Origin of the sequence: Mesorhizobium qingshengii (genome assembly GCF_900103325.1) — a bacterium.
GTDB lineage: Bacteria > Pseudomonadota > Alphaproteobacteria > Rhizobiales > Rhizobiaceae > Mesorhizobium > Mesorhizobium qingshengii.
The window spans coordinates 62,287-77,228 of the sequence record NZ_FMXM01000018.1 but is presented as its reverse complement, the minus strand read 5'-3'; the positions used below and the strand labels follow the sequence as shown (position 1 = coordinate 77,228).

The following is a 14,942-nucleotide window of genomic DNA, read 5'->3' as shown; positions in this document are numbered from 1 at the left end:
AAAGCAGGGAAGAAACGATGGAAAAAGCCGAAATCGGCCTGATCGGCCTTGGCACGATGGGCTCCAACCTGGCGCTCAACATCGCCGAGCACGGCCACCGCATCGCCGTCTTCAACCGCACCAGGGCACGCACCGACGCTTTCGTCGAAAATGCCGGCGCGCTCAAGGACATGGTGGTGCCCTGCTACAGCCTGGAAGAGCTCGCCGCGGCGATCCGGCCGCCGCGCCCGATCATCATCATGGTGCTGGCCGGCAAGCCGGTCGACGAGCAGATCGCGGCCTTGCGTGGCGTGCTGTCGGCCAACGACATCGTCATCGACGCCGGCAACGCCAATTTCCGCGACACGATGCGGCGCTTCTCCGAACTTTCCGGTTCAGGCCTCACCTTTATCGGCATGGGCGTTTCCGGCGGCGAGGAGGGCGCGCGCCACGGACCGTCGATCATGGTCGGCGGCACCGAAGAGAGCTGGAAGCGCGTCGAGAAAGTGCTGACCGCCATTTCCGCCAAGTTCAAGGACGAACCCTGCGCGGCATGGCTCGGCACCGACGGCGCCGGGCATTTCGTCAAGACCATCCACAACGGCATCGAATATGCCGACATGCAAATGATCGCCGAAATCTACGGCATCCTGCGCGACGGACTCGGCATGGGGCCGAAGGAGATCGGCACGGTGTTTTCCAACTGGAACAAAGGCCGGCTCAACTCCTACCTGATCGAAATCACCGCCAAGGTGCTGGCCGCCGACGATCCGAAGACCGGCAAGCCGGTGGTCGACATCATCCTCGACCGCGCCGGCCAGAAAGGCACCGGCAAATGGTCGGTTATCGAGGCGCAGCAACTCGGCATTCCGGCGACGGCGATCGAGGCGGCGGTGGCGGCACGCGTTCTGTCGTCGATCAAGGACGAGCGGCTGGCGGCGGAAAAAGCCTATGGCAATGTCGGCGTGGCGAAGATTTCGGGCGACAAGGACGCGCTGCTGAAAGACCTCGAACTGGCGCTGTTCGCCGGCAAGATCGCCGCCTATGCGCAGGGTTTCGCGGTTATGAGCGGCGCATCGAAGGAGTTCAACTGGAACCTGCCGATGCCAACCATCGCCAAGATCTGGCGAGCCGGCTGCATCATTCGTTCGCAACTGCTCGACACCATGGCCGAGGCCTTCGGCAAGGGCAGCGCTTCGACCAATCTCTTGATGGCCCCAGCCTTCATCGCCATGATGCAGGAAGCGCATCCGTCGCTGCGGCGCGTCGTGGCAAGAGCATCCGAGGCCGGTGCACCGGTGCCGGCACTGTCTTCGGCACTTGCCTATTTCGACAGCTACCGCCAGGGCCGCGGCACCTCCAACCTGATCCAGGCGCAGCGTGATTTCTTCGGCGCGCATGGCTTCGAGCGCATCGACGGGCCGGGCGCTTTCCATGGTCCTTGGGGCAGCGTCGCGGCTGGCTGATCAGGGCATCGGACCAAATCAGCCGGCCGGATGCCGATAGGCCAGCACCTCGCCTGGCAAGCTGAGCGACTGCAGCGAGCCGGGCGCGGCGCCGCCGATCCAACCGAGCACGGAGCGTGCGAGTTCGGAGCCCGCCAGCCGGAAGTTCTCGTTGACGACGAGCAGTTCCGGCCGGAACAGGTGCAGGAGGTCCGATGACTGCTTGGACACCACATCGACGTCGCGGCCGAGCTTGAGGCCGGCATCCTCGATGCCGGCGACGATAGCGAGTGTCGCGGCGGCGGCGCTGCTGACAAAACCGTCCGGCCGGTTTTCACGGCGCATCAGTTGTGCGGTCCGGCTCCTTATCTGCTCGATCGAATGATCGATCGAAACGGTGTTGAACGGGATTTCGCTGGCGCCGACCTCGCTCAGCGCATCGGCAAACCCGTTCAGCGTGTGGCTGTAATAGGTCAGCCCGGGCGGCGGTGACAGAAGCGCGAGCTTGCGCCGGCCCATGCTCGCCAACCGGCGCACGGCCTCGATCGCGAAAGCATGGTTGTCGAAGTCGTGGTAGGGGTGGACGACACCCATGTCAGTGCGGCCATGCGTGGCAAAAGGCATGCCGTGCTCCAGCATGTAGCGGGCGCGCGGATCGTTCGGTTGGGTGCGTGAGATGATGACGCCGTCGGCAGAACCAGTCTCGACGAGATAGCGGATTGGCTCCATCGGGTCCTGGGAGCGGGAATAGGGCGTGACGATCAGATGATAGGGCGTTTCGGCAAGCACTTCCGAAACGCCATAGATGATGTCCGAAACGAAGCTCATGATCTCGCGATCGGTGTTGAGCACGAGGCTGATGACGTTGGTCCTACCGGTGCGCAGGCGCACGCCGGCCCGGTTCGGCCGGTAACCGATCTGCTTGGCCACCAGTTGCACGCGTCGCCGGGTTTCGGCGCCGATTTCCGGAGCATCCTTCAAGGCGCGCGACACGGTGGTGACGCCGAGCCCTGTCATGAAGGCAAGCGTCTTCAGCGTCGGTCGCCCCTGCGCCGAGGCCCCTTCCTTCTTGTCCCTGCGCTGTTTGTCCATTCGTCCCGCCCGTCAGGCGCATAGCAGCCGCCGTGCAGGTCCGCAATCACTGCCCCTGCGATACGACATGCGCTCCAGCCCTGGTAGAATCTAGATATACTGAAACGTTACAGATTGCCAATATCGAGGTGCCGACCGCCTGTCGCGAAGGGACGGCTCCTGTGCGAAACCCATTGGGATTCCAGAAGAAATCACGCTCCTTCCCGGATTTCACGCGCCATTCCGGCGTTTTGCACTGCAGCGAGCATGTTGCGGTGCACATAGTGATTGCCGTTCGCGCGAATTTGTTCGCGGCCCGAAAAAATGTCGAGCTCGTTTCGTTCATGGGGTTGCGCAGCCCACGCAATTGCCGTATCGAAAATCTGTAACGTTTCAGATTCTGGGAGGAACCGAAATGCGATATAAACTTTTGACCGCTGCGCTGGCCGCGACGGCTGCCCTGCAGTTCGCCGGTCCGGCCGCCGCGACCGATCTGGAAGTCACCCATTGGTGGACTTCGGGTGGCGAGGCGGCGGCGGTCGCGGAACTCGCCAAGGCTTTCGACGCAACCGGCAATCACTGGGTGGATGGCGCCATCGCCGGTTCCGGCGGCACGGCGCGGCCGATCATGATCAGCCGCATCACCGGCGGCGATCCGATGGGCGCCACCCAGTTCAACCACGGCCGCCAGGCGGAAGAGCTGGTGCAGGCCGGCCTGATGCGCGACCTCACCGACGTCGCCACCAAGGGCAAGTGGACCGAGATCGTACGACCGAAGAGCCTGCTCGACAGCTGCACCATCGACGGCAAGATTTATTGCGTGCCCGTCAACATCCATTCCTGGCAGTGGCTATGGCTGTCGAACGAGGCTTTCGAGAAGGCCGGCGTGCCGGTGCCGAAGAATTGGAATGAATTCGTGGCCGCCGCCCCCGCGCTGGAGAAGGTAGGTATCGTCCCGCTCGCCGTCGGCGGGCAGGCATGGCAATCCTCCGGCGCCTTCGATGTGCTGCTTGCCGCGGTTGGCGGCTCGGATGCCTTCCTCAAGGTCTACAAGGACAAGGACGCCAAATTCGCCGCCGGACCCGAAGTCGCCAAGGTTTTCAAGGCTGCGGACGATGCCCGCAAGATGGCAAAGAACACCAATGTGCAGGACTGGAACCAGGCCACCAACATGGTCATTACCGGCAAGGCCGGTGGCCAGATCATGGGTGACTGGGCGCAAGGCGAGTTTCAGGTTGCCGGCAAGACCGCCGGCAAGGATTATACCTGCCTGCCGGGCCTTGGGCTGAACGAAGTCATCGCCACTGGCGGCGACGCCTTCTACTTCCCGCTGCTCAAGGATGCCGACAAGGCCAAGGCGCAGGAGGTGCTGGCCGAGACGCTGCTCGATCCCAAGACGCAGGTCGCCTTCAACCTGAAGAAGGGCTCGCTGCCGGTGCGTGGCGATGTGGATGTCAATGCGGCGAACGACTGCATGAAGAAGGGCCTCGCCATCCTCGCCAAGGGCGCCGTCATACCGTGGACGGACCAGTTGCTCTCGCAGGACACCCAGAAGCAGAAGGAAGATCTTTTCTCCGAATTCTTCGCCAAGCCGGAGCTGACAGTGGAAGACGCGCAGAAGCGCTTCGCCGACCTCATCGCGTCGGCAGACTGACGTTGGAGCCAACCCACCTCGGTCCCGGCCTTGCGAACGCAAGGCCGGGACCGCACCGCCCTTACCCAGCCGGCTGACGAGATGAGCAAGAGCGAACGCCCCAACCCGCTGTTCCGCAACCTCAATGCGAAGGTCGCCTCGATCCCGATGATCCTCACCGCAGGGGTGGTTTTCGTCGGCGGCACGCTTTGGACGGTGCTCTATTCCTTCACCAATTCGAAGCTCTTGCCGCGGCTGAATTTCGTCGGGCTCGACCAGTATTACAGGTTGTGGGTGACGCCGCGCTGGCTGATCTCGATCGAGAACCTTCTGATCTACGGCGCCATCTCGCTGGTTTTTTCATTGGTCATCGGCTTCCTCCTTGCCGCGCTGCTCGACCAGAAGATACGCTTCGAGGACACGTTCCGGACCATCTTCCTCTATCCCTTTGCGCTCTCTTTTATCGTCACCGGCCTTGTCTGGCAGTGGCTGCTCAATCCGGATTTCGGCATCCAGCATGTGGTGCGGGGGCTGGGTTGGGACAGCTTCAGCTTCGACCCGCTCTACAATTCCAGCATCGTCATCTACGGCATATCGATCGCGGCACTGTGGCAGGGCACCGGGCTCATCATGTGCCTGATGCTGGCCGGCCTGCGCGGCATCGACGAGGACATCTGGAAGGCCGCGCGGGTGGACGGGATACCGATGTGGAAGACCTATCTGTTCATCGTCATCCCGATGATGAGGCCGGTCTTCATCACCACGCTCGTCATCATCGCCTCCGGTATCGTCAAGGTCTATGATCTCGTCGTGGCCCAGACCAGCGGCGGCCCGGGCATCGCCTCCGAGGTGCCGGCCAAGTACGTGTATGACTACATGTTCTTCGCCCAGAATCTCGGCCAGGGTTTCGCCGCCTCGACCATGATGCTGCTCTCGGTGGTGATCGTCATCGTGCCATGGGCCTATCTCGAATTCGGGCGGCGCAAATGAGTATGGCAAACACCGCTGCTCCAGCAATCGCTGCCGCCAGCCAGGACATCGCCGGACCCTACGGCCCGAAACCCCGCCGCATGTTTTCGCGCCGCAACATCTTCCTCTACGGCACACTCTTTGTCATCGCGGCCTACTACCTGTTGCCGCTCTACGTGATGGTCGTCACTTCGCTCAAGGGCATGCCGGAAATCCGGCTTGGGAACATCTTCTCCCCGCCCCTCGAAATCACCTTCGAGCCGTGGGTCAAGGCCTGGTCGACGGCCTGCACCGGATTAAACTGCGACGGGCTTTCGCGCGGCTTCTGGAATTCGGTGCGCATCACCGTGCCGTCGGTGCTGCTGTCGATCGCCATTGCCTCGGTGAACGGCTACGCGCTGGCCAATTGGCGCTTCAAGGGGGCCGACACCTTTTTCATTATCCTGATCGTCGGAGCCTTCATTCCCTACCAGGTGATGATCTATCCGATTGTCATCATCCTGCGCGAGATCGGCCTCTACGGTAGCCTCAGCGGGCTGGTGATCGTCCATTCCATTTTCGGCATGCCGATCCTGACGTTGCTGTTCCGCAACTATTTTTCCTCCATGCCCGAAGAGCTGTTCAGGGCGGCGCGCGTCGACGGCGCCGGCTTCTGGGGCATCTTCCTGCGCATCATGCTGCCGATGTCGCTGCCGATCTTCGTCGTCGCCATCATCCTGCAGGTGACGGGTATCTGGAACGACTTCCTGTTCGGCGTCGTCTACACCCGCCCCGACACCTATCCGATGACGGTGCAGCTCAACAACATCGTCAACTCGGTGCAAGGCGTGAAGGAGTACAACGTCAACATGGCCGCCACTATCCTGACCGGGCTTGTGCCGCTTATCGTCTATTTCATTTCCGGCAAGCTTTTCGTCCGCGGCATCGCCGCCGGCGCGGTGAAAGGGTGATGGCGATGACGGCAGCCAACGGCACCAGCGTTTCGATCCAGGACCTGTCGCTGAATTTCGGTGCGGTGACCGTCCTGGAGACGCTCAATCTCGATGTCGCCAATGGCGAATTCATAGTGCTGCTCGGGCCCTCCGGCTGCGGCAAGTCGACCTTGCTCAACTGCATCGCCGGCCTGCTCGACGTCTCGGAAGGCCGCATCTTCATCAAGGGCAAGAACGTCACCTGGGAAGAGCCCAAGGACCGCGGCATCGGTATGGTGTTCCAGTCTTATGCGCTCTATCCGCAGATGACAGTGGAGAAGAACCTGTCCTTCGGCCTGCGCGTCGCCGGCACACCGAAGGACGAGATCGCCAAGCGAATCGCGCGGGCCGCCGAAATCCTGCAGATCGAGCCGCTGCTGCAACGCAAGCCGGCGGCGCTCTCCGGCGGCCAGCGCCAGCGCGTGGCGATCGGGCGCGCGCTGGTGCGCGATGTCGACGTGTTTCTGTTCGACGAGCCGCTCTCCAATCTCGACGCCAAGCTGCGCGCCGAGCTGCGTGTCGAGATAAAGCTGCTGCACCGCAAGCTGCAGAACACGATGATCTATGTCACCCACGACCAGATCGAAGCGATGACGCTGGCCGACCGTATTGCAGTCATGAAAGGCGGCGTCATCCAGCAACTCGATGCGCCGCAGACCATCTACAACCGCCCGGTCAACCGCTTCGTCGCTGGCTTCCTCGGCTCGCCGGCGATGAATTTCATCGACGGGCAGGTGTCGGCAGGCACTGCTTTCAAGACCGGAGATGTCTCGATACCGCTCGACCGCTATGCTTTCGACGCGGCGGGCAACGGCGGCGGGCCTTGCGTTTTCGGTATCCGACCCGAGCACGTCGCCTTTGGCGAGGCCGCGAACACCATGCCCTTTGCCACCGATGCCGCCGTCGAGATCGTCGAGCCGATGGGCTCCGACACGCTGGTGTGGACGAAGCTCGGCGGCCACAATTTCTCCTTCCGCGTCGAGGCGGAAAAGACGCTGCGCAATGGCGAGCCAATCCGGATCGGCTTCGATCCCGCCCGCGCCTCGCTGTTCGACAGCCAATCCGGCAACCGCATGTAGCCCCAAGACCCACCATCCCCAAGCAGAACGGACAGAGACGATGAACTGGTCATTCCAACTGTACAGCGCCCGCAATTTCCAGCCCTGGGAAGGCGTGCTCAACACGCTCGGCAAGCTCGGCTACACCGAGGTTGAAGGCTTCGGCGGCGTCTATGACGATCCCAAGGCCTTCCGCGCCGAACTCGACAAGAATGGCCTCGCCATGCCGACCGGACATTTCTCGATCGATGCGCTCGAGAAGGATTTCGACGGCGTGCGCAAAACCGCCGACGCGCTTGGCATCACGCTGCTCATCTGTCCCTTTCTGATGCCTGACCAGCGGCCATCCGACGTCGCCGGCTGGCGCGGCTTTGGCGAACGCTTGGCCAAGGTCGGCGCCACCGCGAAAAAGGCCGGCTACGGCTTTGCCTGGCACAACCATGATTTCGAGTTCAAGAAACTTGCCGACGGATCGGTGCCGCAGGACCATATCCTGTCCTCCGCGCCTGACATCGGCTGGGAGATGGACGTCGCCTGGGTGGTGCGCGGCGGCGACGATCCGCTGCCCTGGATCGAGAAACACGGCAAGCGCATCGGCGCCGTTCACGTCAAGGACATCGCCAAGCCCGGCGAGGGGCTGGACGAGGATGGCTGGTCGGATGTCGGCCACGGCACCATCGACTGGGCAGGCCTGATCAAGGTGCTGCGCGCCAAGAGCGCCGCCAAGTACTTTGTCATGGAACAGGACAACCCGAACGACATCGAGCGCTTCGCCCGCCGTTCGATCGCAACCGTAAAAAACTACTAGGAACAATCAGCATGGCAAAGAAACTGGGTATCGGCGTCATCGGCTGCGGCAACATCTCGAAAGCGTATTTCTCGCTGGCGCCGCTGTTTCGCGGCATCGAGATGCGCGCCTGCGCCGACATCAACATGGATGCCGCCAGGGCGCGGGCAAAGGAGTTCAAGCTGCGCGCCGAAACAGTCGACGGATTGTTGAAGGCCGACGACATCGACATCATCGTCAACCTGACCATCCCGGCGGTGCATTACGAGGTGTCGAAGCAAGTGCTCGACGCCGGCAAGCACGTCTATTCGGAAAAGCCCTTCGTACTGTCGGTCAAGGAAGGCCAGGACCTCAAGGCGCGTGCGGAGAAGAAGGGGCTGCGCATCGGCTCGGCGCCCGACACCTTCCTCGGCGGCGCGCATCAGCTGGTCCGCGAGCTGATCGACGAGGGAAAACTCGGCAAGATCACCAGCGGCACGTGCCACGTCATGGGCCACGGCATGGAGCACTGGCACCCCAATCCCGACTTCTTCTTCCAGCCTGGCGCGGGACCGGTGCTCGATATCGGACCGTATTACATCACCAATCTGATCCAGCTGATCGGACCGGTGAAACAGGTCGCGGCCTTTGCGACGACGCCGGCCAAGGAGCGCACCATCAGTTCAAAGCCGCGCGCGGGTGAAAAGATCCCGGTCAACACGCCGACGACTATCCATGGCCTGCTGGAATTCGAGAACGGCGCCGTGGTGACGCTGAACACAAGCTGGGATGTCTGGGCCCACGGCCATGCGCCGATGGAACTCTATGGCGAGGCTGGCACGGTGTTTGTGCCGGATCCGAACTTCTTCGGTGGCGATGTGCGCTTCACCGAGGACAGCAAGCCGGTCAAGAAGCTGCCGAAATGGAAGCATCCGTTCGGCGTGCCCAACGAGATGCATTCGCAAGGCATGATGGCCAACTACCGCACCGCCGGCCTCGCCGACATGGCGCTCGCGATTACCGAGGGCCGGCCGCACCGCTGCTCGATGGAACTGGCGCTGCATGCCGTCGACGTGATGACCGGCCTGCTGCGCTCCGGCGAGACCGGCAAGTTCGTCGCCATGCAGACGACATGCGAGCGGCCAACTGCACTTGGCGTCAAGGAAGCCAAGGAGCTCCTGGCAAAGAAGAAATAGGCCACGCGCCGCCTCCCTCTCCCCGTTCCTGCGGGGAGAGGGTAAGGGAGAGGGGCTGAGCCGACTCGCCGCGTTGTCGCGGTGGCAGCCGACGGGCTCGCTTCCATCTGAGGATTTCCCATGCCCTACACCCCCGCAGAAAACCGCTACGAGAACATGGTCTACAACCGTTGTGGTCGCTCTGGCCTGAAGCTGCCGGCGATCTCGCTTGGGCTGTGGCACAATTTTGGCAATGATACGCCGCACAAGACCAAGCAGGCGATCGCCCGCAAGGCCTTCGACCTCGGCATCACGCATTTCGACCTCGCCAACAATTACGGTCCGCCGCCCGGTTCGGCAGAGACCGCTTTCGGCGAAATCCTGCGCACCGATTTCGCCGGCTATCGCGATGAGATGATCATCTCGACCAAGGCTGGCTACGAGATGTGGGCCGGCCCTTATGGCGAATGGGGCGGACGCAAATATATGCTGGCCAGCCTCGACCAGAGCCTGAAGCGGATGGGGCTCGACTATGTCGATATCTTCTATTCGCACCGCTTCGATCCCGATACGCCGCTGGAAGAAACCATGGGAGCGCTCGATCATGCCGTGCGCTCGGGCAAGGCGCTCTATGCCGGCATCTCGTCCTACAATTCGCAACGCACCCGCGAGGCCGCCGATATCCTGAAGCAACTCGGCACGCCCTGTGTCATCCACCAGCCGAGCTATTCGATGCTGAACCGCTGGGTCGAGGAGGACGGCCTGCTCGATACGCTTGAAGGGCTCGGCGTCGGCTCCATCGTGTTCTCGCCGCTGGCGCAAGGCATGCTGACCGACAAATATCTCGGCGGCATCCCGCAAGGCAGCCGCGCCTCCCAGGGCAAGTCGCTTAAGACGGCGTTCATCAATGACAGGACCATCGCCAACATCAAGGCGCTCGACGCCATTGCCGGCAAGCGCGGCCAGACGCTGGCGCAGATGGCGCTGGCCTGGGTGCTGCGCAAGGGCAAGGTGACCTCAGCGCTGATCGGCGCCAGCCGGCCGGAGCAGGTCGAGGACTGCTTCGGCGCGCTCAAGGTGCTCGACTTCAGCGATGCCGAACTGGCCGAGATCGATACCTACGCACGTGAGTCCGACATCAATCTGTGGGCTGCTTCGGCCGAACGCAAAGGCCCGCCGAGGAAATAGGCTTGCTTTACAGGCCGGCGAACTAGAAACGGCGGGAACCCCTCCCGCCGTTTTTCGTGCAAAAGCGAGATGGCCATATGTCAGGGCGTCGCCGGCTTCTGGGCGGTGCCAAGTCCGACCTTGGGCTTTTCCGGCGCGGGCGCAGGGGTCTTCATCTTCGCCTCGATCCAGCCGCTGTAGTTGGCCAGCCGCGTGTAGATGCCATAGGCGTCCTTGTGGCCGCAGGCAGCACTTCCGTCCGCCGGGCCTTCGCCCCAGCTGACGACGCCGACCTGGACCGGGCCGTCGGCGCCGGTCATGAACAGCGGGCCGCCGCTGTCGCCATTGCAGGCGTCGCGCACGCCGCTGGTGGTGCCGGCGCAGATCATGTTGTTGGTCAGCGGGTCGGTCATGTCGGCGGCGATCGCGTTGGCGGCGGCTTCGATGCCCTTTTCCGAGTAGCGCATGCGATGGGACAGATCGCCCAGTGCTGCCTTCAGATCATGCGCGTAGATGGCCTTGATGCCGCTGTTGCAGGCGCTGTTCGGCTGGAGGTCCAGGTCGGCAACCATCAGTGTGGTGGGAAAGGTCCCGTCCTGCATCTTGCCCCAGCCGGTGACGGTCGTCTTGCCGGTATCGGGGGTAGCCTCGTGGGTAAGCTTGATGGTCGGCGCTTCGGCCGGCTCGGCAAGCCGGAGCAGGCCGAGATCGTTGTCGAGCGTCTGCTCGCTGTAGCCTTCGTTGACGATGACCTCCACCACCTTGTGGCGCTTGCCCTCGCTCAGATCGGTGGCGCCGGTCAGCACGGTGACGGAGTCTGGCGAAATCGGCTGGCCCTTGTCGTTGAGGCAGTGCGCCGCGGTCAGCACCCATTGCGGCGCGATCAGGCTGCCGCCGCAGAATTGTGCATTGGCCTGTGAGGCCGGGTTCTCGTCCAGCCTGTCGGTGGTAAGCAGCGCGACCTGGAACGGGTAGGCGCCCTTTTCGGCCTGGTTGCCACCATAGACGCGATCGGTGCCTTCGGGATTCTCCGCGGCAGCCTTGGCCCTGGCATCCGCGACGCGTTTCATCGGCGAGACCGCCGCTTCGGGCCTGGCGATGTCATCCGCCTGGCTGGTGTTGATTGACATAACGGCAGCGGCGATGCCAAGCAGCGAAGCGGCAACGATTGGCCCGAACCGACTTGTGATGTGCACCTGAAACCTCCTGAGACCATTTTCCCGTGCAGGCCGATGCCGGGACATGATGCAATGAGGCGGTGCCGGTTTCGAGATCCGGACGCGTGCCACGTTCAATTGGCGCGCGATCGGTCACAAAACCGAATCCCACTTTTGCTAACCGTGCCCGCGAGCAGAACCCGCACAACCCTATAGCCCCCCACGGGCTACGTGGAAGTGATTTGTCATTGCCAATGTTGGATTATTTTAGGCAGTATATCGCCGCGGGCGTTTTTTGGCGGGGGCCTTCAAATGACCGTGCAGAACAACGATCGGGCCGAACGCCGGCGGGGAAACTCATTTATCGGCGTCACCACGATCTCGACAATATTTCTGTATTTTGATCCAGTCCTTGCTGACTTTTGGGAGAGTCTCACCATGACAAAACTGACAAACGCACTCATTGCGTCCGCATTGCTTTCCACGGCAATGTGGACGGCCCCTGTATTCGCCGCCGACCCTGGCTCCGCCAGTGCCGGCAACGGCGAAAGTATGCGGGACGCGACTGCAGGCGACTACAAGCCCGGGCGGGCAAAACCAATCGCGCCGCCGAAGCTGACTGACGAAGACAGCCGCGCTGCGCCGCTTGCCGACGAGGCAACGGCTGTCAAATCCTATGGCATCGTCGGACGTTCCGCCGATGGCAAGGAGATCAAGATCGAACCGAGCGAAGCGCTGCGGGATCTTATTATCAAGGAACTGAATGCGCCGGCCAATGGAGCTGAAGGTGGTCCGCGCAAGACCGAGGATCCGGGGCTCGGCGAAGGGGAAGCCGGCCGTCAGGTTTTCGGCACCGACGATCGCGAGCAGGTCAGGAACACCAAGACCTATCCGTTCTCGGCGATCGGCTATCTCGAAGCCAAATCGGCGAAGACGGGCAGCTACGGCAGCTGCTCGGCAACGCTGATCGGCCCCCGCACGGTGCTCACCGCGGCGCACTGCCTCTACAGCCATGAGGACAAGGACTGGCTCTCCGAATATCTGTTCGTTCCAGGCCTCAATGGCAGCACCGCCGATGACGCGCCGTTCGGCGCCTTTACCTATGAAAGCGCCTATGTGCTGCAAGGTTTCATCGACAACTACCAGGGCTATTATGGTTCGGTCATCCCGTGGGATCTCGGCATCATAACGCTGAAGGAAGATGTCGGCACCAACCTCGGCTGGCTGGGCTATGCCAATTATGACGATCTTGGCGACTTTACCGCCAACCTGATCGGCTATCCCGGTGACAAGCCGATGGGCACGATGTGGAAAGCGAATTGCGAGGTTCATGCCGAGAACATCGCTCCGGAGTATTTCCAGTATGACTGCGATACGTTCCCGGGATCGAGTGGCAGTTCGGTCTATGCCTACGACAACAACTCCAAGCAGCGCATCATCACTGGCGTCAACGTGGCGGAAAGCCCGGAAGCGAATACGGCCGTGCGCCTGAACGCCGCCAACGTCCAGTGGATCAACAGCCTGTATAAATAGGCCTTGCGCATTCGCAGCGGAGACAAGGGCGGCGGATCAGTTCCGCCGCCTTTTTCATACCAGCGCTTCCTTTGCTGCGTCTCTTGCATGAGGCTGGCCCGCCGACTACGCTTTACCGGCCAAGGGGTTGGCATCCGAAGGGGCTCAAGGGATGACGCGGGCAAGGGCAGTGTTGGGGATCGCGGCCGCATCGATGCTGGCCGCGCTGATGCTTTCACCAGCCTTCGCCGATCCGGCCGCCGTACCTGCCGGCGGTGCGTGGGCGGAACGGGTGCAGATACTCTACCAGGCAGAGACGCGCTCGGTGCTGCGCAAGACGGTCCGGGTATGGGACTTCCATCCGGAAAGGAATCTCGACTTCGTCTGGGAGCCGGCGGCGGGCCAGTCGCCCGACCGGACGATCGCCGAGGACGGCACCATCGACGGCAAGGGCCGGCTGGTCTGGCGTGTGCGCGGCTCGGCGAACTACGATCCGAAGACCATCTATTCCAGCTACTTCGGTGAGGTCAGGAATGGCCGGCCCGACGGGCAAGGCCGGTTGGAGCTGCGTTCGGGCGAGGTTTTCGATGGGCACTGGCTCGCCGGCGTGCTTGATGGAACCGGTACCCATGTCGATGCCGATGGCAACCGCTATGAGGGTCGGTTCGTCAACGGCATCCCGAATGGCGAGGGTCGGCTGCTGTCGACCACTGGTGAAATATTCGTAGGCTCATTCGTCGAGGGCCTGAAGAACGGCAAGGGTCGTACCCGGCTAGCCGGCGGCACGGTTTACGAGTCGCAGTGGGTGATGGGCAAGGAGGTCGGCGGCTCGCGTCCCGACGTGCTGGCCGATGCCAGGGTTGGCGGGCTGCTGAAGGCGCAGGCCGGTGGTGGCGATGCCGACAAGGTCGAGATCGGCGTCGTCGTCGACCAGCGCATGACCCAGCAGTCCGACACGCAGTACCAGCATCTGGTGCGCGACGAGGACATCGCGATCTATCCGCTGTCGGATGAGTACAATGACAGCTGGAACGGCATCGGACAGGTCACCACCAACAATGTCTATGGCAGCACGGACTGGGAGGACACGCCGGCCTTCGCCGAGGTCGATCTGAAGACATCAGACCAATCCAGGGTCAAGCTCGACAGCCTTGAAATGAAGGTTGCCGCCAGCGACGCCTACCGCAAGCCGATGCTGTCGATATCGGAGCATTTTGGCTGCGTCGGCTTCCGGCCGGATTTCTCGGTCATCAACAATGGCTGGGGCGACGCCAAGGACATGAAGATGTCGATCCAGTTCACAGCGGTAGACGAGGAAGGCAACCCGACCGGCGACCCGAGCCGCATGTTCAGCAAGGACATCGGCAGTTTCGGCGAGGGCGTCGATGTATCGATCAAGAGCGTGCTTACCGAGGCCGGGGTCGACACTGCCAGCCTGGAGACTGGGCGCTTTCCCTGTCCTTCGGTGGACAGTCTCAATGTCTGCCGCAGCCAGCTGACCAACAAGATCAAGTTCGGCGAGGTCGCCGACTATCTCGGCAATATGCAACAGGCGATGACACTGAATGCGATCGGCAAGTTCGATTATTCCTGGGCGGATGACGAAGGTCATGTCTACCAGCAGAGCGAGCCGTTCCGCACCTCCGTGACCATGGCGGTTTTCGAGACGCCGGAATCGATGGCCGAATGCGGCGATGGCGGGGGTGGTACTCCCGAAGCGATGCGTTACCAGAACATCGAGTTCCCGATCGGCAAGCACGACTATACGATCGCCATGCCGGTGCGTGGCAACAAGAATGTCAGCGCCTACACGGCGCGGCTGAAGATGTGGTCATCGATGTCGTCGATCCACCGCTTCAGCATCGCCGCGCATTTCGCCGACGGCAGCGTGCGCGAAAGCAAGCCGGTGACTTTCTTCTATTTCCGGCCGAAGCAGTCGCTGTTCGAAACCAGGACCGAACCGGCGGTCTGCTATCTGCCGCGGGAGATGGCGGGTTGCGGCTAGGGTGTGTTGAGATTTGGCCGGACCGCAAAGGGTA

Annotated in this window: 12 protein-coding genes; 10 read left to right on the top strand and 2 right to left on the bottom strand. The window is 62.3% G+C overall.

The features are described 5' to 3' along the window. Window positions 1–17 precede the first annotated feature (17 nt). A complete protein-coding gene (gndA, locus tag BLS48_RS24650; RefSeq protein WP_091583580.1) occupies window positions 18–1,445 on the top strand; it encodes an NADP-dependent phosphogluconate dehydrogenase in 1,428 nt (475 codons plus the stop codon). A gap of 18 nt (window positions 1,446–1,463) precedes the next feature. On the opposite strand, the gene BLS48_RS24645 is transcribed toward gndA, so the two are convergent. Next, a complete protein-coding gene (locus BLS48_RS24645) occupies window positions 1,464–2,516 on the bottom strand; it encodes a LacI family transcriptional regulator (protein WP_091583371.1) in 1,053 nt (350 codons plus the stop codon). A 394-nt stretch (window positions 2,517–2,910) separates the two neighbouring features. On the opposite strand from BLS48_RS24645, the gene BLS48_RS24640 reads away from it, so the two are divergent. From BLS48_RS24640 to mgrA, 7 genes are all read left to right on the top strand, one after another. Beyond that, window positions 2,911–4,149 (top strand): ABC transporter substrate-binding protein, encoded by a 1,239-nt coding sequence (locus tag BLS48_RS24640; RefSeq protein WP_091583368.1) that lies wholly within the window; start codon window positions 2,911–2,913, stop codon window positions 4,147–4,149. A gap of 81 nt (window positions 4,150–4,230) precedes the next feature. Then, on the top strand, window positions 4,231–5,118 hold the full coding sequence (locus BLS48_RS24635; protein WP_091583365.1) for a carbohydrate ABC transporter permease: 888 nt from the start codon (window positions 4,231–4,233) through the stop codon (window positions 5,116–5,118). Beyond that, window positions 5,115–6,047, top strand: coding sequence for a carbohydrate ABC transporter permease (locus tag BLS48_RS24630; protein ID WP_091583362.1), 933 nt, complete (start codon window positions 5,115–5,117; stop codon window positions 6,045–6,047). Before BLS48_RS24635 ends, BLS48_RS24630 begins: the two co-directional genes overlap by 4 nt. A 5-nt stretch (window positions 6,048–6,052) precedes the next feature. Next, complete coding sequence (locus tag BLS48_RS24625; RefSeq protein WP_091583577.1) at window positions 6,053–7,147, top strand: ABC transporter ATP-binding protein; 1,095 nt, start codon at window positions 6,053–6,055, stop codon at window positions 7,145–7,147. Between the two features lie 40 nt (window positions 7,148–7,187). Beyond that, a complete protein-coding gene (locus BLS48_RS24620; protein WP_091583360.1) occupies window positions 7,188–7,934 on the top strand; it encodes a sugar phosphate isomerase/epimerase family protein in 747 nt (248 codons plus the stop codon). Window positions 7,935–7,945: 11 nt separating this feature from the next. Next, the gene (locus BLS48_RS24615) at window positions 7,946–9,088 is read left to right on the top strand and encodes a Gfo/Idh/MocA family protein (RefSeq protein WP_091583357.1); all 1,143 of its coding nucleotides are present in this window, start codon (window positions 7,946–7,948) and stop codon (window positions 9,086–9,088) included. A gap of 120 nt (window positions 9,089–9,208) precedes the next feature. Further along, window positions 9,209–10,255 (top strand): L-glyceraldehyde 3-phosphate reductase, encoded by a 1,047-nt coding sequence (gene mgrA / locus BLS48_RS24610; RefSeq protein ID WP_091583355.1) that lies wholly within the window; start codon window positions 9,209–9,211, stop codon window positions 10,253–10,255. Window positions 10,256–10,335: 80 nt separating this feature from the next. Here the strand turns inward: mgrA and BLS48_RS24605 are convergent, their stop codons facing one another. Next, window positions 10,336–11,430: a S1 family serine peptidase gene (locus BLS48_RS24605; RefSeq protein WP_091583352.1), complete on the bottom strand. Its 1,095-nt coding sequence runs from the start codon at window positions 11,428–11,430 to the stop codon at window positions 10,336–10,338. A 399-nt stretch (window positions 11,431–11,829) separates the two neighbouring features. Between BLS48_RS24605 and BLS48_RS24600 the strand changes: the two genes are divergently transcribed. Both BLS48_RS24600 and BLS48_RS24595 read left to right on the top strand, forming a co-directional pair. Beyond that, window positions 11,830–12,924 (top strand): trypsin-like serine peptidase, encoded by a 1,095-nt coding sequence (locus tag BLS48_RS24600; RefSeq protein WP_091583574.1) that lies wholly within the window; start codon window positions 11,830–11,832, stop codon window positions 12,922–12,924. A gap of 151 nt (window positions 12,925–13,075) precedes the next feature. Next, the gene (locus BLS48_RS24595; RefSeq protein WP_091583350.1) at window positions 13,076–14,908 is read left to right on the top strand and encodes an MORN repeat-containing protein; all 1,833 of its coding nucleotides are present in this window, start codon (window positions 13,076–13,078) and stop codon (window positions 14,906–14,908) included. The last annotated feature ends 34 nt before the right edge of the window (window positions 14,909–14,942 follow it).